Source organism: Otoolea muris, from assembly GCF_943193115.1.
GTDB classification, from domain to species: Bacteria; Bacillota; Clostridia; order Lachnospirales; family Lachnospiraceae; genus Otoolea; species Otoolea muris.
The window spans coordinates 19,519-40,522 of record NZ_CALPCY010000006.1 but is presented as its reverse complement, the minus strand read 5'-3'; the positions used below and the strand labels follow the sequence as shown (position 1 = coordinate 40,522).

The following is a 21,004-nucleotide window of genomic DNA, read 5'->3' as shown; positions in this document are numbered from 1 at the left end:
ATAAAGGAAATGATGTTGTCATTTGAGGTATCCAGGCTGTTTGTAATACAAGGAGGAAAAGATATTTCGCATAGCGGCTCGTCTGCCCATGCAGCGCCGTTTCTGAGGGGAGAAGATATGCAGAAAGAGTTAAAATCAGGCTTTGCGGCGCTGATCGGGCGGCCGAATGTGGGGAAATCCACGCTGATGAATCATTTGATCGGACAGAAAATCGCGATTACTTCCGAAAAGCCGCAGACAACGAGAAACCGGATCCAGACGGTTTTGACAGATGAGCGCGGGCAGATCGTATTTCTGGACACGCCGGGTATTCACAAGGCGAAAAATAAGCTGGGCGAGTATATGGTCAGCGTGGCGGAGCGCACGTTGAAGGAAGTGGATGCGATCCTCTGGCTGGTAGAGCCCACGACCTTTATCGGGGCCGGGGAACGCCATATCGCGGAGCAGCTAAACCGCGTGAAAACACCGGTTCTTCTGGTGATCAATAAGATCGATACCGTGAAAAAGGAGGAGATCCTGGCCTTTATCGCGGCTTATAAGGATATCTGCGATTTTGCGGAGATTGTTCCGGTCTCGGCGCTTAAGGAGATAAATCTGGAGGATTTGAAGGAGTGTATCTTTAAATATCTGCCAGAGGGCCCATGCTTTTATGATGAGGATACGATCACGGATCAGCCTATGCGCCAGATCTGCGCGGAGCTTGTGCGCGAAAAGGCCCTGCGGCTTTTGGATGATGAGATACCGCACGGGATCGCGGTGGTGGTGGAGCGGATGAAGGAACGGCCGAACGGGCTGATCGATGTGGATGCCACGATCGTCTGCGAGCGCGATTCGCATAAAGGGATTATTATCGGAAAGGGCGGATCGATGCTTAAGCGGATCGGGACGGCGGCGCGCACGGAGATTGAGAACCTGATGGACGCCAGAATTAACTTGAAGCTGTGGGTTAAGGTGCGCAGGGAGTGGCGCGACAGCGATCTCTATATGAAGAATTACGGATATAATCCCAGGGAAATTGGGAGTTAGGCATAAGGGGCGGATGGTATGCGGGATCTCGTGCAGGCGACGGGGATGGTTCTGATGGCCGCCCCGTCCGGGGAATATGACAAGCGTCTTGTGATTCTGACAAAGGAGAGGGGGAAGATCACAGCGTTTGCCAGGGGGGCCAAGCGGCCCGGAAGCCTTCTTCGGGCGCCCGGCCGGCCGTTTGCGTTCGGGAGCTTTACTCTGGCGCAGGGGCGGGACGCTTACAGCCTCTACGGCGCGGAAATCGAGAATTATTTTGAAGGGCTGGAAAAGGACGTGGAATGCGCGTGCTATGCCTCGTATTTTGCGGAATTCGCCGCCTATTACGGGCGGGAGGGCATTGACGGGGGAGAGACGCTGCGCCTTTTATACCAGTCCTTTCGGGCGCTTTTAAAGCCGGCTCTCCCCAATTCGCTGGTCCAGCGCATCTTTGAGCTGAGGATCATGGTCATAAACGGGGAGTACACAAGCAAGCCTCCTGTATCCACGGGCGATTCGGCTGCGTATGCCTGGGAGTATACGGCGTTTTCGCCGATCGAAAAGCTGTATACATTTCTCCTTAAGGAGGATGCTTTTGGGGAATTCAGGCGGTGCGTGGAGGAGAATAAGAGGCGGTTTATTGACAGGGAATTTCATTCTCTTGAAATTCTGCGGGCGCTGCAGAGGGAGTGATGTTTCGTAACAGTTCAGACGGGCGGGAGGATACCCCGTTCGGCCTGTTACGATGTTTCAAATATGCTCTGGCAGAGGTGTGAACCGAAACTGGATAAGAAAACCGGGGAGAATACAGATTATGGCAGAGAGAAACAGGCAGGATAAGGAGGGCGCGCGCCCGGCTGCGGGTTCGCCTGTTAAAGGGATCCGTCTGAACAAATATTTAAGTGAGGCGGGCGTCTGCTCGCGGCGTGAGGCGGATCGGAGGATCGCGGCCGGCGAGGTGTTTGTGGACGGGAAACGGGCGTCAACCGGGATGCGGGTATTTCCCTCCCAGGAAATCGTGTGCGGCGGCAGGCGGGTGACAGGGGGAGAGCGCCCGGTGCTTCTGGCGGTCAATAAGCCCAGGGGGATCGTGTGTACGACCTCGGATAAAGACCGCGCGGAGAATATTGTGGATTTTATCAAATTTCCCTCCCGCATTTACCCTGTGGGGCGCCTCGATAAGGAATCAGAGGGGCTGCTTCTGATGACGAACCAGGGCGGGCTCTCGGATCAGATCCTGCGCGCCCGGAACGGCCATGAAAAGGAGTATGAGGTGACGGTCAGCCGTCCGGTAAACGATGCGTTTATCCGCCGTATGGCGGGCGGCGTGCCGATTCTGGGGACAGTCACAAGGCCCTGCTATGTGGAAAAGACGGGAGAGCGTTCCTTTCGTATCACACTGACCCAGGGGATGAACCGCCAGATCCGCCGGATGTGCGAGGCCCTGGGCTTTGAGGTGACGGCCTTAAAGCGGGTGCGTATCATGAATATCAGGCTGGCAGGCTTAAAGACAGGGGAGTACCGCGAGGTTACGAAGGAAGAGTGGGAGGAGCTTTCAAGGCTTCTTAACGGGAACGGGAGACAGCCGGCGCGCTGAGTGCAGAGGACGCGGACCGCGGGTGATGTCCCCCGGGAATGGATGCGATGATGTATGATGCGCCGTGCAGACGGGCAGTTGCAGAAATGGATGGGATCAGAATGCAGTATAAAACGCAGGACAGAGTGCAGACAGAGGAGGAAAAGGGGCAGGAGGCCGGGCAGGCCGGCGCTGTCAGGAGGATCCGCGAACTGGTTGAGCGGCTGAGAGAGGCCGGGCGCGCCTATTATCAGGAGAGCCGCGAGATCATGAGCAATCTTGAGTACGACAGGCTTTACGACGAGCTGCTTTTGCTGGAAAAGGAAACGGGCGTGGTGCTGAGCGGCAGCCCGACGAGAAACGTTGGCTTCGAGGTCGTGAGCTCGCTTCCAAAGGAGCGCCATGAGAGCCCGATGCTGTCGCTCAACAAGACAAAGAGCGTGGAAGAGCTGGGAGAATGGCTCGGAGAGCAGGCGGGACTGCTCTCCTGGAAGCTGGACGGGCTGACGATTGTACTGACCTACGATAAAGGGGAGCTCCAGAAGGCCGTGACGCGCGGCAGCGGGGAGATCGGGGAGGTTATCACAAGCAATGCCCGCGTATTTGCCAATGTGCCGCTGCAGATCGCGTTTCAGGGAAAGGCAGTCCTGCGGGGCGAGGCGGTCATCCGCTACCCGGATTTTGAGCGGATCAATGAACAGATTGAGGATGTGGACGCCCGCTATAAGAATCCGCGGAATCTCTGCAGCGGCTCGGTCCGCCAGCAGGACAGCGCGGTGACGGCCCGCCGGAACGTACGTTTCTATGCGTTCAGCCTGGTAAGCGCGGACGGGGTGGATTTCAATAATTCCCGGAAGGAGCAGTTTGTATGGCTCTCCTCCCAGGGCTTTGATGTCGTGGAGTATCAGGAAGTGGAGCGGGAGACGCTGGCCGAAGCGGTCCATGCGTTTTCCGGCCGGGTGGGGCAAAACGATATTCCCTCTGACGGCCTGGTTCTCCTGTATGACGACATTGCATACGGCCGCTCGCTGGGGCGCACCGATAAATTCCCAAGGGATTCCATTGCCTTTAAATGGGCGGACGAGCTGCAGGAAACGACGCTTTCCTATATTGAATGGAGCGCCTCAAGGACAGGGCTTATCAATCCCGTGGCCGTATTTGAGCCTGTGGAGCTGGAGGGGACGACGGTCAGCCGCGCCAGCGTCCACAATTTAAGCATACTCGAGGGGCTTGAGCTGGGAGCCGGCGATCGGATCACGGTGTATAAGGCCAATATGATCATCCCTCAGATTGCAGAAAATTTAACAAAGAGCGGCGTCCGCGATATACCAAAAACGTGCCCGGTGTGCGGCGGGCCGACGAAGATCCGGCAGATGAATGACGTGAAGGCCCTGTACTGCACAAACCCTGAGTGCCAGGCAAAGAAGATCAAGAGCTTTACATTGTTTACCAGCCGGGACGCCCTCAATATCCGCGGGCTTTCCGAGGCGACGCTTGAAAAATTCATCGGCGTGGGTTTTGTCCATGAGTACGCGGATCTGTTCCATCTGGACAGACACGAGGATGAGATCGTAAAGATGGACGGCTTTGGCCGGAAATCATTTGATAACCTGACGGAGGCGACAAAGGCCGCGTCGGAAACGACGCTTCCGCGGGTGATATTCAGCCTTGGAATCACAGGGATCGGGCTGGCAAACGCGAAGATGCTCTGCCGCCATTTTAAGAACGATTTTGAAGCGATGCGAAACGCGGACCGGGAAGAGCTGGTGTCTGTGGACGGCATAGGAGAGGTGCTGGCGGACGCCTGGATCGAATTTTTCTCGGACAAGGGCAATAATGGGATTGTGGACCGGCTGCTTGCGGAGCTGACCATTACCGCCCCGCCGGACGGGGAGGACGATGGCGAAGAGGCGGCGCTTGCAGGGCTGAACTTTGTCATCACCGGGAGCGTGGAGCATTTTAAGAACCGTAAGGAGCTGAAGGAGCGGATCGAGGCGCTGGGGGGCAAGGTGACCGGATCTGTGACGGGAAAGACGAATTACCTCATCAACAATGATACCGCTTCCGCCTCCTCAAAAAACAAAAAAGCCCGTGAGCTGGGCGTTCCGGTGATTTCAGAGGAGATGTTTCTGGCTTTGCTTGAGGAGAGAGGCGGAGGGGACGGCGCGGCAGAAGGCGGCGAAGAGATGGAGGACGGCGCAGCAGCAGGCAGCGGCAAAGCACCGAAGGATGACACAGAACCGGGGGACGGCAGGGATGCTTTAGACCTGCCTGTACAGCAGAAGAAAGAAGGAGACGAACATGCCGATTAAAATACAAAGGGGTCTGCCGGCAAAGTCCGTGCTGGAATCTGAAAATATATTTGTCATGGATGAGGATCGGGCGTTAAGCCAGGATATCCGCCCTCTGGAGATCCTGATCCTGAACCTGATGCCGATCAAAGAGGATACGGAGACGCAGCTTCTGCGCGCATTGTCCAATACGCCTCTGCAGGTGGACTGCACGTTCCTGATGATTGCCTCGCACGAATCGAAGAATACTTCGGCAAGCCATCTGAATAAATTTTATATCACCTTTGACGAGGTGAAAAACAGCCGGTTTGACGGGATGATCATTACCGGAGCGCCGGTGGAGAACCTGGAATATGAGGAGGTCCATTACTGGCCGGAGCTGTCCGCTATTATGGAGTGGAGCAAGAGCCATGTGACCTCCACGCTGCACATCTGCTGGGGCGCCCAGGCCGGTTTGTATTACCACTACGGCATTCCGAAATACGCGAGGAAAAAGAAGCTCTCCGGTATTTACCGCCATAAGGTTCTGGACCGCAAGGTTCCTCTGGTGCGCAGCCTGGATGATTATTTTTACTGCCCGCATTCGCGCTATACCGAAGTGCGCAGGGAAGATATTGACAAGCGCCCGGAGCTGACGGTGCTGGCCCGGTCGGAGGAGGCCGGCGTGTTCCTTGTCATGAGCCGGGACGGAAAGCAGATCTTCATGCAGGGCCACCCGGAATATGACAGGATGACTTTGAATAACGAGTACCACCGCGATTTGAAGAAAGGGCTTGATCCGGAGCTGCCGTGCAATTATTATGAAAACAATGATCCCTTCTCCATGCCGGCGCTTACGTGGAGGAATATGGCGAATACGCTGTACTCGAACTGGCTGAATTATTACGTTTACCAGGAGACGCCGTATGATTTGTATGGGAAGGCGTGAGAGGGCAGGCGATGTGAACGCTTTGGGGAGAGGTAAGCTATAAGCACAGCAGATATTTTGCAGCTTATGAGTCTTTAGCGCCTGAGACTGGGAGGGTGGATAAAATGAACAATGTCAATATTCCTGTCGGCCTTTCCGATTTTAAATTCATCAGAAAAAAATGGCTTTTATTATATTGATAAAACCGGGTTAATTGAGGAGCTGCTGAAAACAGACGCCACACAGGTTCCCCTGATTACACGTCCCAGACGTTTTGGAACAACCCTCGGCATGAGCATGATGGCTGAATTTTTTGATATCCGGAGGATATATTATTGAACCGATTGAGCCCAACCTGACCTATGATGCGCTGCATTCTTCTGAAAGGAATATCCGGACACTGCTGTATTTCGCTGGTTATCTGATCAGGATGCGGCCAAAAGATATCCCGGAGACTCCCGGTAGCGGGAGCCTCGAACTGACGATACCGAACGCTGAAATCAGGGCCTTATTCAGGAAAAGCGTCAATGAATGGTTCCTGGCAAAAACCGAAGCCGGCGGCCGTTCAGCACTGTTTGACGCGCTGTGGAAGGGTGATGCCAGGAGGCGGCAGGAGTATATAAACGGCCCGCTGTTTGATACAATTAGTTTTTACGGCTATCAGGAAAACATTTACCACGCATTCCTGGCCGGACAGCTTTCCCGAACAGGATAAGACGATCATTTATCTTCCTAACACCTTTTTCCTGTAAGCGTCAAGCGCCCCCTCGGGCACCACCTTTCCGTCATTGGTATCAATGGCGCTGTTGCGCTCCTTCAGAAGCGCCATGAGAGCCTGCCCGGCGGCTTCCGTTGTGTCGGAGGTGTCAGTGACTCCATTGGAAGCGATCAGCGTAATGGCCAGGCCATGGATCTTTTTGGAGCGTTTTCCGGTGTTGATGTAATATGTATAATCGTTGAAGCAGCAGGCCCTTACATCCTTCACCCGCATGACAATCAGGGCGGGATTTGCCAGGTAAATATAGTCTCTTGTGAGCAGTCCGTCCTTGTTAGTGGCGCTTGAGAGAACCCGGTCAATACCTGCTGTCAGCTTTAAGATGAATGTGTCGGAGGCGACGGCCTGCCGGTCAAAGGCTTCGATCTCGCTCTCCGGCAACTGGCTCTTTTTCGCGGAAAGTTTGATATAATCGCTCCTTTTCTGCCTCGTGTTCCTGATGAAGAAATAAAGGATGATCCCGGAAATCAGCGCGATCACAGCGAAGAAGCCGCAGATCACCAGGCCCACTCCCAGCATATCATCCTGCCCCTCAGCCATAAATTCCATGGTTCTTCCAATGCCCCAGAAGAGCCCGAAAAGAGCGCCGATTACCCACACGCCGATGACGATAATCCCGACGAAGCTGCGGCGTTTTAAGGTTTTGGAAGCGCTCTCAAATACGGATCCGGTGGGGAAATGCTTCTGCGCATATCCCTCATTCATTTTCTGAAAAAAGTCTGTCATATAAATACCTCTTTCATCCCGCGGACAGCGGGCCGGGCGGGTATGCCTGCCTGCACAATTGGCCCTCTGCCGCGGGGGTGTTGATTGATAAACTGCCGGGGCCATTATAGCATACCCGGCCGAAATTGTCCAATGGGTACAATGCAGTTAAATACTATTCTTTGATCTTATCAATGTCTGCCAGATTTACGCCTGATACATTAAGCAGTGCTTTTATTGTCAGATATTCATCTTTCAATTTTGCATATGTTTCAGTGGCATTCTCCTTTTTTGCTAATAACATATATTCCTGGATCTTTTTGAAATCATCAAGCGCGGCTTTTATCACTTCAATACCATCTGGCATAAATTCACCTGCTTTCTATGAGTGTTTGGTTACATGTATCGGTTGCTTTCATTATAGCAATTAATGTCAGGGGTGTAAAGCCCTTTGACAGACAAACAGGGGCGCCAGACTGTGTTTTTTGCGGTTTGTGTGCATCGCGAAGCGTGTTACGGTTCACGGAAACGGCTGCTTTTAGCCGCCGTGAATCGTAACAACTAATTTCATACTTACAGGCATACATAACGCCTCTTAGGTATAGTTTATAAAAACGGCTCTGTCTGAGGCGCAGACAGGGCCGGAACGTTCAGGAGGCAGTGGATGCAGCAGTTTGTGGTTGGGATTATGAATTCCTACGGATATGCGGGTATTTTTGTATTGATTCTGGTGGAAAATCTGTTTCCGCCGATTCCGTCGGAGGTGATTCTGACGTTTGGAGGTTTTATGACAACGTATACGCAGATGAAAAGCGCGGGGGTGATTGCGGCCTCCACGGCGGGTTCCGTGGCCGGCGCGGTGATTTTGTATTATGTGGGGCGCCTGATTCCGGCGAGGCGGCTGAGCGCTCTTCTGGAGGGGAGAGTGGGGAAGGGGCTGCATTTTGAGGCCGGGGATGTGCGGGACGCGGAGGGGTGGTTTGACAGGAAGGGGAAAAGCACGGTGTTTTTCTGCCGGTGCGTGCCGATTATCCGCAGCCTGATTTCGATTCCGGCCGGCATGGCGGGGATGCGGATGGTTCCGTTTCTTCTCCTGACAACGGCCGGAAGCCTGCTCTGGAATACGGCTCTGGTGACGGCCGGTGCGGCGGCGGGCGCTTCGTGGGAGCGGATTTTGGGAGCGCTTCACACGTATTCAAACGCCGCGATCGCAGCGGCCGGTGCGGCGGCGCTTCTTGGGAGCAGCCTGTACTTCCGGAAACGGGCGGGACGGGAGGTCTGAGCGGAGCGCGGGAAGCCTGAGGATAAAACGGCTGCCGCCTCCGGGACGGTCGCAGACCCGTATCGTTCCGCCGTGAAGGCGCATAAGCTCCCTGGCGATGCTGAGCCCCAGGCCGAAGTGTTTTTTCGCGCTGCGCGAGGAGTCGGCGCGGTAGAAGCGGTCAAAGATCTGTGTTTTAAGAGAATCCGGGATGCCGGGGCCGCTGTCCGCGACTTCAAATTCCAGGGATGCCGGCGCGTCCTGGCAGAAGGACAGCGACAGATGGACTGTCCCCCCGGCCGGGGTGTAAGAGACCGCGTTGTCAAGAAGGATCGCAAGCGCCTGCCCGATTCTCTGGGAGTCGCCATAGAAGCGGGGGCCTGCCTCCCGGGGCAGGGTGATGGAGAGGGAGATGGATTTCTGCCGGCAGAGGGGGAGGAAGGTTTCGTATGTGTCCATCAGGAGCGTATCAGCGTCCAGCTCAGTGGGCTCTAAGGTCCATGTACCCGCGTCGGCGGACGCCAAAAGGAGCATATCGTTTACAAGGCGGGCCATGCGGCTGCATTCCCGTTCCATATTGGAGAGGATGCGGGGCAGGGACAATCCACTTTCGCCTGCGGCGTCCGGATTGCCCTTGTGGGCCTGGGACGCGGCCTGCAGGGCGGTAAAGCACCCGGAGCGTATCACGGCAAGAGGGGAGCGGAGCTCATGGGAGGCGGCGGCGATAAATTCCGCCTGCCTGACAGCGGCTTCCCTGGCCGGGCGCAATGCCCGTCCGGTGATATAGCGGCTGACAAACCAGATGCAGAGCGCGCCGAGGGCAGCGGCAAAGGCATAGAGGGGAAGCTGCTGCCTTACGAGAACCGCGAGCGGGGTGATATGGCAGAGGAGCAGGAGGCTTTTGGCGCCTTTCCCGGACGGGAGGACGAGCAGCCGGCCGTAGTAGGCGTCGCCTGCGCTGCCGCGGATCTGGAATTCCCCGGTCTGGTTCTCGGAGGAGGAGACAGGGGGAATCTGGGGGAAAACGCCCTCCTTAGCCGCGCGCGCCATGGCGAGGCGGATCAGGCTTTCCCTGGCGCTTTCCGGCTGCCATGCGCCGGGGAAGAAGAAGGGGACGCCGTTCTCCTCGATGTAGACAATGGCGTGATGGGCGGCCTCAGTCTGCGCCAGATAGGAATCATTTATGGAAGGGGTTATCCGGAACTGGGAGCTTATGGACATCCACAGGCTTTGGAAGGCGGCCTCCCCGCCGCGCCTCTGAATGGCGATATTTCTTGTAAAGAGGACGGATAACAGCAGAAAAAGGACAGCGCCGGCCATGGCGGTACAGAGAAGGGCCAGCTTTCTCTGCACCTGATCGAACATGGCCGTTTCTCTGTTCTGCCTGTCTGGCGCGCTGCCTGCGTCTGCCTGCTTTCTGCCGGATTTGTCTGCCTGCGCGTCTGTATGGAATCTGTTTCCGGCCGCTTTGTTCTCAGATGGGGCGTCATGCGTCCCATCTCTGCCTGCGCTGCCCTTATACATGTCCGTTTCCTTCCTCTTCTGCGGCCGTTTCTTCCATGCGGTATCCGGTTCCGTGGGCGGTGACGATGCGGACAGGAGCCTTGAGCGCGCGCAGGCGGCGTCTCAGAAAATAGATATAATTGTCGAGATTTCCGTCCTCCACCTCGCTTAGGGAGCCCCAGGCATAGTTTAAGATGGCGCTGCGGCTCAGGGTCCGTCCGGGATTTTTGAGGAAATACTCAAACAGGGCCGTCTCTTTTTTGGAGAGGGAGATCCTCGCCTCCAGATAGGAGAGCTCCCTGCGCGCGGGATCAAGGCAAAGGCCCTGTAAGGACAGCGTTTCATCATCCGCGATGCGGCCGGGCCTGCGGGTAACGGCGCGGATCCTGGCCAGCAGCTCCTCGATGGCATAGGGCTTTACCAGATAGTCGTCCGCGCCGGCGTCGAGGCCGCGGACGCGGTCATGGAGCCCGTCTAAGGCAGTTGAAAAGATCGCGGGCGTTGAGACGCCCTGCCGCCGCAATGCCTCTAACAGGGTGAGTCCGTCCATTTCCGGCAGCATCCGGTCAATGATCAGGCAGTCGTAGATGCCGGAGGAGGACAGGAGCAGCCCGTCCGTCCCGGTATGGCAGGCATCCGCCCCATAGCCGGCCTGCTTCAGGGCCAGAAGCAGGGATTCACAAAGCGCTTTATCATCTTCAATCAGCAGTATTCTCATTGCGGTTCCCCTATTCGTGTGCATTTCATTTCCTTCCATATTCCCTCAAGTATATCACAGAAATCTCTAAAAAAACTGAAAAAACAGAGGATCCGTTTCCAGTTTTTTTAGAGAAAAAACGTGTAGAATAGGGAAAAAGGCGTAACCGTCCGGGATCTCTGAAAGGAAACGTCCTGGTTACGCTTTACAGTTACACGGATAAGGAGGAGAGGATCAGATGCATAAAAAGCGTATATTCGCGGCGGCGCTGGCCGTGGCGTGTACAGCGGCGCTTACAGGCTGCGCAGGAGGAACAGGGAGCCGGGAGGGCAGTGCGGACAAAAGTACAGACAGTCCGGCCGCTGAGGCAGACGGCGCGTCCGGCAAGGGCCGTTTTATGGAGGAGGAGATTGAGCTTCCAGAGGAGATGGGGGAGAATGGTATCGAGGACGTCGCGTCCCTTCCGGACGGAAGCCTTGAATTTGTGGTCCGCCCTGAGGGGGAGAACGCCAGGCGCTACCGCTATGACGGCTCTGGCTGGACAGAAGCCGGGGAGATTCCCGCGCCGGAGAGAGTCAATGTGTCGAAGCTGTTTTACGGAGGGGATGGCGCCCTGTATTATGGAGGTTTTGACACGGACTATGTGTTCCACCTATGGACGCAGGAGGAAGGCGGCGGGATAAATGAGCGGTTTTCTGATGTGTTTGCCGTTCCGGAGGGAGAAGAGTATGGACTGATTCCTGATTTTGTGGGTATTCTCCCGGATCAGCGCCTTCTTGCCTCGGATATCTCGGAAGCCGCGCTTTATAATGAAGATGGAAAAAGGGGCTTTGTGCTTCCTCAGGATTTTCTGGGGACAGATAGCCGGAGCGCGGCGGCTCTTTCCGGAACGGATTATTATACGTTTTACAATCAGGAGATCGTCCGCTACGATCTCCTGACCGGGAAACAGTCCGGGTCATTTCCCATGCCGGGCCAGGAGGCGGACGATTTCTATAGCTGGGGCCTGTTTACGGACGAGGGCTTTCTCTATGCGGCCGGAGCGTCAGGGCTTTACCGTATCAGTCAGGACGGGACAGTGTGGGAGCAGCTTATTGACGGAAGCTTAAATTCCATGGGACGGCAGGATATCTATTTAAAGAGATTTGCAAAGGGTGCGGACGGGGATTTTTACGGAATTTATACGAATTATGACAAGGCGCATCTGTTCCGCTATTATTTTGACGAGACGGCGGACGCGGTTCCTGCGCAGACGCTGACGATCTATGCGCTGCGCGATCACGCGACCGTGCGGCAGGCGGCGGCGATATTCCAGAAGGAGAATCCGGGGATCCGTGTGGATTACCGCATCGCGGTGGAGGATCCGCGGGAGGCGGTGTCAGAGGACGTGATCCGGGCCCTGAATACGGAGCTTTTAAACGGGGGCGGGGCGGATATCCTGATTCTGGACGGCCTTCCGGCCGAAATCTACAAAAAGAAGGGGATTCTGGCCGATTTAAGCGGGACTCTGTCCGATATGCGCGCCAGCCTTCTTCCCAATATGCTTTCCAATTATCTGGATGAGGAGGGGAAATGCTATTATCTCCCGGCGAGGGTGATGACGCCTGTCATGTTCGGTAGCAGGGCGGGCTGCGAAGCGCTGACGTCCCTGGATAAAATGGCGTCTTACGCGGGCGATACGCCGCTTTTTGCCCCGGATCTGTATGAAAATATCCTGCGCTTTACGGCGTATACGTGCTATGAGGAGATTTTTGAGCCCTCGGGAAAGATCCGCGACGGGGCGCTGCTGCGCTGGCTTTTGGCCGTAAAAAGCGCCGGCGGGAGAGGGCAGGCGAAGACGTCCTTTAATGAGAGTGAAATGGATCGCTTAAGTGTGGATAACAGCGTCTTTTTGGACGGCTTTGCGCGCCAGTGCGATTATAACCTGGCCCTGGGGCGCTCCTCGGCGGCGGCGGAGCTTTTAACCTCCCTGGACGATGTGATGCTGCCGTTTGCGGCAGTGGAGATGCTTTCCTGCGAGGTTCCGGTATCGGGGCTTAAGAAAACCTTTGCGCCCTCCGTGGCAGCCGGGATCAACGCCTCATCCGGCAATCAGGAGGCGGCGGGAGCGTTCCTGCGCGTTTTATTCGGCGACGAGGTGCAGCGGGAATCGCTCGGGGACGGGTTTGCCGTGCGGACGGACAGCCTGGAGAGCTGGGCGGATATGGAAAAGGATATTTCCACGAGCACAAGCATGCGCGGCACGGATGTGCGTCTCGAGGGGAAATGGCCGGATCGCCAGAAACGCGAGAATATCATAGGAATCGTGCGCCTGGCCTCTGTGCCGGCAGCGGTGGACGAATCGATCCTGCAGATTGTGGCCGACGGGTCTAAGGCATATTTTGAGGGAACGGAAAGCGCTGAGCAGGCGGCGGAGGCGATCGGGAATAAGCTGCAGCTTATGTACAGCGAGAGGGAATAGAGGTGGACCGTTCTTTACAGAGCGCTGCGCCAGGCCGCGGCCGGCGGCCTGGCAGGGGCATGGGGAGACGGAAACGGGCGGGGAGAGATACGCGAAAGGCCCTGCCGTTCCTGCTCCTCAGCATGACAGGCGTCGCGGTTTTCGCGCTCTTTCCCTTTTTCGACGCGGTTGGGCGGACAAAAGGGCTTGCCGTCTACCGCGAGGTGCTTGCAAACCGGGCGTTTCGCCTGGCGGCGGGGAATACGGCGCGCTTTATGGGAACCGCCCTGCCGCTTTTGATGGCCGTGTCCTTTTTCCTGGCCCTGCTGGTCAGCCGTTCCTGCAAAAAGAGCCGCTTTTTTAAAACCGTGCTCGTGCTTCCGGCGGCGGTTCCGGCGGCCGGGGTTGCTCTTTTATGGAAAATGGTATTCTGCGGGGACGGGATTGTAAACCGCCTGGCCGGCCTTTCCGTTGACTGGATCCACGGATCTCAGTCGTTTGCGGTGCTGGTGTTTGCCTATCTGTGGAAAAATACGGGCTACCAGATGCTCCTGTGGCTGGCGGCGCTGGCCGCGATACCGGATGAGCTTTACGAGGCCGCTGAGGTTGACGGGGCGGGGGAATTCAGAAAGCTTATCCATATCACGCTGCCGCAGGTCAGGCGGGCGTCTGGGATGATCCTGTTTCTGGCCGTGATCAATTCCTTTAAGGTCTTCCGCGAGGCTTATATTGTGGCGGGGCCGTATCCGCATGAGCGGATCTACATGCTGCAGCATTTATTTAACCACTGGTTTCTGAATCTGGAGATCGAAAAGATGAGCGCGGCCGCAGTGATGCTGACTGCGTGCATCGTCGGGACGATGGGCGTGTCTGCGCTTTTGCCGCGGATGCTGAAAAGGAGATAACAGCCCGGGCCGCCTGGGACATGTTTTAAGCAGGCGCGGAGAGATTCCGGGAGTACATTATTATACAAAAGGAGGCGGACGTCATGAAAAAAGCAAAGAGAAGAAAGGGGAGGTACAGCGGATTCCTTCTTCTGGCGGTCAGCGTATGCTTTGTGATACTTCCCCTGCTTTTGATGGGCGCCGCGTCCTTTATGGCAGGGGATGAGCTTGCCTTCCGCTATCTGGAAGCGCTGGGGCTGGGGAAGGGGCCGGTGCGGCCGGCGTTACTCCCCGATTATCCGACCATCGCGCCGTACAGAGAGCTTTTCCTGCATTCGCCCGGCTTCTTTGTCATGTTCTGGAATTCCTGCCTGCAGGTTTTCGGGATCCTGGCAGGGCAGCTTCTGGCAGGGATGCCGGCGGCCTGGGCCTTTGCCCGTTTCCGTTTCCCGGGAAAACGGATTTTATTTCTCCTGTATCTGCTGCTGATGATCATGCCTTTTCAGGTAATGATGGCGCCTTCTTACCTGATTCTTGAGCGGCTGGGCCTTCTGGATACGCATCTGGCGATCCTCGTTCCCGGGATTTTTTCCACCTTTCCGGTCTATATCATGGAGCGTTTTTTTGAGAGTATCCCGAACTCGCTTCTCGAAGCCGCGTATATCGACGGGGCCGGGGAATGGACCGCTTTTGTGCGCGTGGGGATCCCCATGGGCTTTCCGGGTGTCATGACGGCTCTTTTGCTGGACTTTTTTGAATACTGGAGCGCGCTGGAGCAGCCGCTTACCTTTTTAAAGGATAAGACGCTCTGGCCGCTGTCCCTGTACCTGCCGAATGTGACGGCCGACAAGGCGTCCGTGGCCTTTGCCGCGGGCGCAGTCGCTATCCTTTTGCCGGCGCTTCTTTATTTAAACGGGCAGACATGGCTGGAGCAGGGGATCTATGCGTCAGGGATCAAAGAATAGATGTACAAGAAGATGAGTCCCGTGAACCAATAGTAATTAGTTAAGCGGAACGATTGCAGGGCGTTGTTTGTCGTGAGAGGGCCGCCGGTGTCAGATTCTAAATCCATAAGGAACCCGTAGAAAACCGCCGGCGCTTAGCGAGGTCTTTTCGAGCTTAGCGTCCGCTGCGCTTTTCTCCGAGCGGGAGCGGGGTTCCGTTGGATACAGGAGCTGGCGACGGCGGCCTCCTCACAATGAACCATAGCCTACATATATTTTAACTTCGTTCCAGGAGAAAGGGAAGGACAACAAGAGGATGGAAGACAGAAAACGCCGGATATACAGAGGCGCGCTGGCCGCCTTTTTTGCCGTTATGGCGCTGTTTACGGTTTTATCCCGGATCGTGGATGCCAGGGAGACGGCGAAGGTGAAGCTGACCTATGCCAGCCGGGGCAATGTTACGAAAACGGTCAGGGGGAGCGGCACAGTGGAGGCCGGGGCGGAGATCGGGATCCGCCTGACGCCGGGACTGCGGGTGGGAGAGATAACCGCCCTGCCGGGAGCTTTTGTCAGGGAGGGGGATCTCCTGTTTTGCTATACAGAGGCTTCCATCCTCGAGCGCCTGGAGGAGGTGGGCAAGGAGATCCGCCGGCTGGAGCTTGAAATGGAGCAGGAGACAATACGGGCTAATTCCTTTCAGGGCGTGACAGAGGCCGAGGCGGCCGAACAGGCATTGGGCTTTGCCAGGAAAGAGCAGGAGCGCTTAAGCAGAAAGGAGCGCGAGGCAAACGCGGAATATGAGCGCCAGGCTGAGAGGCTGCGTTCCTACTATAAAAAGCGCCTGGATTTATCGGAGGAGGAACTGATCCGCGCAAGCTACGGCGATTACGCCATGAGCCGCACGGACTATAAGAGCGCAAAGATGGACCGCGAAAGCCGGGTCAAAGAGATTGAGCGCAACATAAAGGAGACAGAGACAGCGAGAAAGAGGCTGGAAAAGAAGCGGGAAAAGGCGCAGGAGAAGGCCGATTCAGAAGACGCGACGGATGCGGACGCGGCGGCGCTTCTGCAGATCGAGGAGGAAATCGAGGACTGCGAGGAACGGCTTGAGGAGCTTTCGGAGGATCTGGAGGATACAAAGGATCAGATGGATCTCAAGGTCGAACGGGCGCGGGAGGAAATGGAGGAAAAGGAGGACATTTACGACCGCGCGGGCGAGGAGGCGGACAGCGCCAGGCTGGCGTTAAAGGAAAGCTATGAAAACGGGCTGCGCCAGGAGTTTAACCTTGTCAAATCAGCCGGGGACGCCAGGGAGGCGGCTGACCGCGCGGTGGAGGCGGCCCTTGTGGAGCTTGAAAACGCCAGGAAAAACGACAGGGCCAGGGAATTAACCGCCGAACAGGCAAGACGGCTGGCAGCTTTGCAGAACGAGGCGAGACGCCTGGATCTTGAGGATCTTAAGGAGGAACAGGCGGCCCTTACGGCGCTTTTAGACGCGGGCGGGGCGGTAAGGGCCGAAGGCTCCGGCAGCGTTACCAGAGTGGAGCTGGAGACGGGAAAGGTGATAAATGGGTCGGAGCGCTTCCTGTTATCCACCGGAGATTTCCGGTTTACAGGCAGCTTTGACAGGGAGACGGAAGGCAGCGTGCAGGCTGGGGAAGCGATTGATATCACTCTGGAGGGGGAGACGTATCCCATGCCGTCCGTGATTTCGCAGGTGGATCTCGTCTCGGATCCCGGCGCGGGAACCCTGACGGCCCCTCTCGCGGGCGGGGCCGCGACACTGGGCCAGAAGGCGTCCTTTGAGGTAAAGAGAAACGGGGAGATTTATAACACCGTGATTCCGGCCGCGGCGCTGCGAAAGGACACAGAAGGCTGGTACTGCCTCGCGGCCCGCCGGCAGAAGACGATTCTGGGCGAGGAGTACCGGGCGGTGCGCATCGATCTGCGCCTGTTGCTGGCAGGGGACGCCTCGGCGGCGGTGGAGGGCGCTTTGTCAGCGGAGGAGCCGGTTATCACAGGAAGCGACCGGGTCGTAAACGCCGGGGACCGGGTGCGGCCGATGTCAGAGCTTTTGGAGTAGCGCAATGAATACGGAATGGATGAAGCGTGTAAAAAAATTTGTTTTGCCGGCGATGGGGATCGTTCTTTTCGGGCTTTGGATCCTGTATATCGGCCTTGGCTTCGGCTTTTTTAAGCCGTGGGGCGGGATTTTAGGCTCACAGCAGCCGCGCCGTGCGGAATGTGATCTGTCGTTTCGCAATGTGTCCATGGAGGAATTGGAGGCGCTTGAGGAAGAACAGAGGGGCGGGCCGGCGGGACTGGCCGCTGTGGCGGCCTGGCGCACGGAAACAGGCGGGCCGGTGCGGGACGGCGTAACCGGAAAAGAGGTGAACGCCGGCGTGATCCGCGTGTACGGGCCCTTTGATCTGGCGTTTCCGTCGCGGGTCCTGAGCGGATCCTTAAGCCAGAATATGAGGCCGGGGGACTGTGTGTTGACCGGCGCGCTTTCATGGGAGCTTTTTGGGTCTGTGGATACGCAGGGGTGCGAGCTGAGCTTTGGGGGCGCGTCCTACCGCGTGGCAGCGGTTGTTGACCGGAAGGAGAAGGTGATTTTTTTCGCCGCTTTAAAGGGGTGGGCGCAGAGGGCGGCGTTTGCGTTTCGCAGCGGGGAACGGATAGGGGAGAAATTGGAGGCGATTGGGTTTGGGGGGCGGTGAACCAATGGCATTTAGTTAAGCGGACGATTGCGGGATGTTGTTTATCGTGGGGAGGCCGCCGTCGCCAGCTCCTGTATCCAACGGAACCCCGCTCCCGCTCGGAGAAAAGCGCAGCGGTACTAAGCTCGAAAAGACCTCGCTAAGTACCGGCGGTTTTCTACGGGTTCCTTATGGATACAGGAGCTGGCGACGGCGGCGTTATCAGCGGGCCGGGAATCCGTTTCATCCCTCCGAAAGTCCTGTAATACGTTTGTCTGGCATAGACGGGCAGGAATATCCTTTGCCCGAATTGCAGATAATCAGCATAATTGTTTTATATATTCTGTTTTATAATGATTCGATGAATATTTAACTGATATATTTTGTGATTTTATCACCCCCCAATTGACTCTTTCTAGGTTTGTTCATTCGACAAACACTTCATGGTATAAATGCAAATATATCATGTTTTTACACAATGGTAACAATCTTTTCAACTAAATTTGGAAAGAAGCAAAAAATTATTCGTATGCTATAGCCATGATGATCCATATTATTTGATATTTTTATTATAGCCTGGCGGCCCTCTCACGACAAACTACGCCCCACGATCGTTCATTTCGCTTAACTAATTACCATTGGGCGGTGAACAGTAACAGCGGAAAAATAAGTTATAAAGGATTCATGAAAGATTTGTTGCATTAGCCGATATAAGATAATAAAATAGAGATACAAAAGTATGAATTGCAGCGGAAGAACCATACTGACAAAGGAGGTGTTTATTATGGCAGCTTCAAGTATCACAAAGGATTTTGTCATTTCCGGCAAGGAACAGGTAGAGATATTTATCAATGCGATTGAAGAATCTGCCAGGAAATGATAAGTTTTTTTCGGTAATATCCGTGAGTATTTGGCATTGGGGAACGACGAAGAAGCCGGAGAGCCAGCGCTGGTTGAATTGCTTTCCGGCTTTTCCAGTCCGGAGAATAAGGACGTGGAACGTTTTTTGAAAAAGAGCGCCATAGGGTTCACGAAAAAGAACCAGTCCGTCCATACCTTGTAGTCTCAGCAGAGGATGTCAGGTTGCTTGGATATTTTACACTCGCTAAAAACAAGTTCCCGGCCTTATCAGGAATGAATGGAATAAAGAAAGGAGGGAGTTTATATGCCGGCTATGATGGATGATATGCTTGGACAGTATGTAGAAGAAGTAAGGAAAATTTATGGAAATCATTTAAAGTCTGTGATCCTTTATGGATCGTATGCCAGGGGAGATTTCAGGCCGGATTCTGACATTGATATTATGATTCTGGTGGATCTGACAGACCTGGAGATTGAAAAATACCGGAAACACCTGTCATGGATTACGTTTGATTTTAATGATGAACATGATACGGATATCAAACCGATTGCAAAAAGCGACGCGCATTTTAAAAAATGGCTGAGTGCTTATCCCTTCTACGCCAATGTCCGAAAGGAAGGAGTGGAATTGTATGGGGCAACCTGAAAGAGGAGACGTGAATGATTTGGCGCGCTACCGTCTGGAGACGGCAAAGAGTGATCTACAGTCAGCGAATATATTGATCAGGGAAAAGGAGTACAGGGGAGCGAATAACCGGGCTTACTATGCCATTTATCACGCGATTTCGGCGGCTCATGCATTGGACGGAAGGTCGTATAAAAGACATAAAGATACGCTGGCTAATTTCAATAAAGACTATGTAAAGACAGGAATTTTTCCAAAAGAATTTGGGAGAAAAATTGCACTGGCAGAGGAGATCCGTCATGCCAGTGATTATGATGATTTTTATCTTGCAACAAAAGAGAAGGCCGAGGAGCAGGCTTTAACGGCCAAAGAACTGATTAAGCAAATTGAAACATATTGCGTAAATCGAATGAAGGATTGCTTTTGAGCCCAAAGCATGAGCGCCGCCTCCCCCTTCCAGGGCGGGTCATTCCATCTCCGCCTCAGTAACTCCGGGATTTAAAAACACAGAGGCATAGAAAACTCCGGATTTATATTTAAAATCAGCGATCCCGTGATACTGCAGGGCAATATTGCGGACCGAAGCCGTGCCGGTTCCATTGCCGGGATGCCTGGACGACAGAAAATAGCCGTCCTTCATGGCAGGAGCGCCCGGACAGGAGTTATCCACCGTGATGGAAATCGCCTGTTCCCCGGCGGCTTTGGCATGGATCCGGATAAAGGCGGATGCTCCGGGCATCCTGGCACAGGCTTCCACGGCGTTTTCTAAAAGATTGCCGAAGAGGATACAGATATCAGGCTCATGGATCGAGAGCTGCTGGGGGAGAAGGATATGGGAGTCAAAGCGGATATGGCGCTCCGCGGCCATCTCTGCGTAATGCCGGACAACCGCGTCCACCGCATAATTGCTGCAGTAGGTTTTGGGAGTAAGCGCGGAAAGCTTCTGCCCGTATTTGGCAATATAATCCTTTAGCAGCTCCACATCCCCGCATTCCAGACAGCCCTGGATGACATTGAAATGCTGCCGTAAGTCGTGACGGGCATGGCGCGTCGCCTCGATCTGCTTTTGAAGCATGGAATACTGCGCCCGCTGCATCGCCATAATCTGTTCCTGATTCCTGGCTCTTTCTTCCGCCTCTCCCTGGAGCTTTAATGACTCCAAGGACGAGACAAGCAGGTAATAGACAATTAAAACCATAATGAGGAGGCAGACCCTTGCCAGAAGAAAGGCCAGTCTGGCCACTGATATTACGTTCAGATTATAGGTAAAGATGAGGACAATAAAAGATGTAAGCGCGGGAATCATCCAGATCGTCCGCCAAAGCTTGGGGGCGTGGCTGTGGAGAACCCGCTCTTTTGTAATATTCAAAAAGCTAAGCATAAAGGGGCTGGTCACGACAGTCGGAACCATGCGGCTTATGGTAACGGAAGGCGCGCCGAGAAGATGGAGGGGTTCTCCCGGTTCTGTAAAAAAGCAAATTTCCAAAAATATGCCGGTTCCCCTGGCAATCATAATATAATCCACAATCAGCGTATAGATAAACAGGAGCTTGGGAATGTTCGTTTTCACACAGGACATATACGTGACCATGAAAATAAGGGCAACCGAGATATCGAAGGGACGGGCGTCGGCTCCTATGCCGTACAGGTAAACGTAGCCCAAGCACTGAACGGACATAAGGACTGCGTTTATAAAAACAACAGCCCATAAGGGAAAGCGGAACTGCCCCCGGAAGGGATAATAAGCCAGAAGATGGAAGGGGAGGAGCTCCACGATATAGCTGAAAGAGGAAAGCAGGGCCGAAGGGGTAATCAACATAGAAACCTCCTG

Annotated in this window: 19 protein-coding genes and 2 pseudogenes; 16 read left to right on the top strand and 5 right to left on the bottom strand. The window is 55.0% G+C overall.

Annotation, left to right across the window (positions count from 1 at the left end; translation table 11 throughout):
- Window positions 1-117: 117 nt before the first annotated feature.
- The 7 genes and pseudogenes from era (at window position 118) to NFS31_RS05735 (ending at window position 6,494) form a co-directional block, all read left to right on the top strand.
- Window positions 118-1,026, top strand: coding sequence for a GTPase Era (gene era, locus NFS31_RS05760; protein ID WP_251492513.1), 909 nt, complete (start codon window positions 118-120; stop codon window positions 1,024-1,026).
- An 18-nt stretch (window positions 1,027-1,044) separates the two neighbouring features.
- Window positions 1,045-1,698, top strand: a complete 654-nt coding sequence (gene recO / locus NFS31_RS05755) for a DNA repair protein RecO (protein ID WP_251492511.1) — start codon at window positions 1,045-1,047, stop codon at window positions 1,696-1,698.
- A gap of 121 nt (window positions 1,699-1,819) precedes the next feature.
- Complete coding sequence (locus NFS31_RS05750) at window positions 1,820-2,602, top strand: pseudouridine synthase (protein WP_251492509.1); 783 nt, start codon at window positions 1,820-1,822, stop codon at window positions 2,600-2,602.
- 86 nt (window positions 2,603-2,688) lie between these two features.
- Window positions 2,689-4,722 (top strand): annotated as a pseudogene (gene ligA / locus NFS31_RS05745) (NAD-dependent DNA ligase LigA); the annotation flags it as partial.
- A 160-nt stretch (window positions 4,723-4,882) separates the two neighbouring features.
- Window positions 4,883-5,800 (top strand): homoserine O-acetyltransferase MetA, encoded by a 918-nt coding sequence (metA, locus tag NFS31_RS05740; RefSeq protein WP_251492505.1) that lies wholly within the window; start codon window positions 4,883-4,885, stop codon window positions 5,798-5,800.
- A 104-nt stretch (window positions 5,801-5,904) separates the two neighbouring features.
- A pseudogene (locus NFS31_RS28220) lies at window positions 5,905-6,106 on the top strand (AAA family ATPase); the annotation flags it as partial.
- Complete coding sequence (locus NFS31_RS05735; protein ID WP_251492503.1) at window positions 6,093-6,494, top strand: hypothetical protein; 402 nt, start codon at window positions 6,093-6,095, stop codon at window positions 6,492-6,494. The pseudogene NFS31_RS28220 and the gene NFS31_RS05735, both read left to right, overlap by 14 nt.
- 9 nt (window positions 6,495-6,503) lie before the next feature.
- Here NFS31_RS05735 and NFS31_RS05730 read toward each other — a convergent pair whose 3' ends face one another.
- Both NFS31_RS05730 and NFS31_RS05725 read right to left on the bottom strand, forming a co-directional pair.
- The gene (locus NFS31_RS05730) at window positions 6,504-7,280 is read right to left on the bottom strand and encodes a hypothetical protein (RefSeq protein WP_251492501.1); all 777 of its coding nucleotides are present in this window, start codon (window positions 7,278-7,280) and stop codon (window positions 6,504-6,506) included.
- Window positions 7,281-7,434: 154 nt separating this feature from the next.
- Window positions 7,435-7,626: a hypothetical protein gene (locus tag NFS31_RS05725; RefSeq protein ID WP_251492499.1), complete on the bottom strand. Its 192-nt coding sequence runs from the start codon at window positions 7,624-7,626 to the stop codon at window positions 7,435-7,437.
- A 297-nt stretch (window positions 7,627-7,923) separates the two neighbouring features.
- Between NFS31_RS05725 and NFS31_RS05720 the strand changes: the two genes are divergently transcribed.
- Window positions 7,924-8,541, top strand: a complete 618-nt coding sequence (locus NFS31_RS05720; protein WP_160226883.1) for a DedA family protein — start codon at window positions 7,924-7,926, stop codon at window positions 8,539-8,541.
- Here NFS31_RS05720 and NFS31_RS05715 read toward each other — a convergent pair.
- Together NFS31_RS05715 and NFS31_RS05710 are read right to left on the bottom strand one after the other, a co-directional pair.
- Entirely contained in the window at window positions 8,455-10,044 is a 1,590-nt protein-coding gene (locus tag NFS31_RS05715; RefSeq protein WP_251492497.1) for a sensor histidine kinase, read from the bottom strand. The genes NFS31_RS05720 and NFS31_RS05715 overlap by 87 nt on opposite strands.
- Window positions 10,037-10,741 (bottom strand): response regulator transcription factor, encoded by a 705-nt coding sequence (locus NFS31_RS05710; RefSeq protein WP_251492495.1) that lies wholly within the window; start codon window positions 10,739-10,741, stop codon window positions 10,037-10,039. Before NFS31_RS05710 ends, NFS31_RS05715 begins: the two co-directional genes overlap by 8 nt.
- A 217-nt stretch (window positions 10,742-10,958) precedes the next feature.
- Here NFS31_RS05710 and NFS31_RS05705 point away from each other — a divergent pair, with 217 nt between their 5' ends.
- The 8 genes from NFS31_RS05705 (at window position 10,959) to NFS31_RS05670 (ending at window position 19,600) form a co-directional block, all read left to right on the top strand.
- Window positions 10,959-13,181, top strand: a complete 2,223-nt coding sequence (locus tag NFS31_RS05705) for a hypothetical protein (RefSeq protein WP_160226879.1) — start codon at window positions 10,959-10,961, stop codon at window positions 13,179-13,181.
- Between the two features lie 59 nt (window positions 13,182-13,240).
- Window positions 13,241-14,065, top strand: coding sequence for a carbohydrate ABC transporter permease (locus NFS31_RS05700; protein ID WP_251492493.1), 825 nt, complete (start codon window positions 13,241-13,243; stop codon window positions 14,063-14,065).
- Between the two features lie 83 nt (window positions 14,066-14,148).
- Complete coding sequence (locus tag NFS31_RS05695) at window positions 14,149-15,009, top strand: carbohydrate ABC transporter permease (RefSeq protein ID WP_251492491.1); 861 nt, start codon at window positions 14,149-14,151, stop codon at window positions 15,007-15,009.
- Between the two features lie 295 nt (window positions 15,010-15,304).
- The gene (locus NFS31_RS05690) at window positions 15,305-17,071 is read left to right on the top strand and encodes a coiled-coil domain-containing protein (RefSeq protein ID WP_251492489.1); all 1,767 of its coding nucleotides are present in this window, start codon (window positions 15,305-15,307) and stop codon (window positions 17,069-17,071) included.
- A gap of 4 nt (window positions 17,072-17,075) precedes the next feature.
- Entirely contained in the window at window positions 17,076-17,708 is a 633-nt protein-coding gene (locus NFS31_RS05685; protein WP_251492487.1) for a hypothetical protein, read from the top strand.
- Window positions 17,709-18,603: 895 nt separating this feature from the next.
- A complete protein-coding gene (locus NFS31_RS27015) occupies window positions 18,604-18,750 on the top strand; it encodes a hypothetical protein (protein WP_331482532.1) in 147 nt (48 codons plus the stop codon).
- Window positions 18,751-18,852: 102 nt separating this feature from the next.
- Window positions 18,853-19,194, top strand: coding sequence for a nucleotidyltransferase domain-containing protein (locus NFS31_RS05675; protein ID WP_160226869.1), 342 nt, complete (start codon window positions 18,853-18,855; stop codon window positions 19,192-19,194).
- Window positions 19,181-19,600, top strand: coding sequence for a HEPN domain-containing protein (locus NFS31_RS05670; RefSeq protein WP_251492485.1), 420 nt, complete (start codon window positions 19,181-19,183; stop codon window positions 19,598-19,600). The genes NFS31_RS05675 and NFS31_RS05670 overlap by 14 nt, the downstream gene beginning before the upstream one ends.
- A gap of 39 nt (window positions 19,601-19,639) precedes the next feature.
- On the opposite strand, the gene NFS31_RS05665 is transcribed toward NFS31_RS05670, so the two are convergent.
- Window positions 19,640-20,992: a sensor histidine kinase gene (locus NFS31_RS05665; protein ID WP_251492483.1), complete on the bottom strand. Its 1,353-nt coding sequence runs from the start codon at window positions 20,990-20,992 to the stop codon at window positions 19,640-19,642.
- Between the last annotated feature and the right edge of the window lie 12 nt (window positions 20,993-21,004).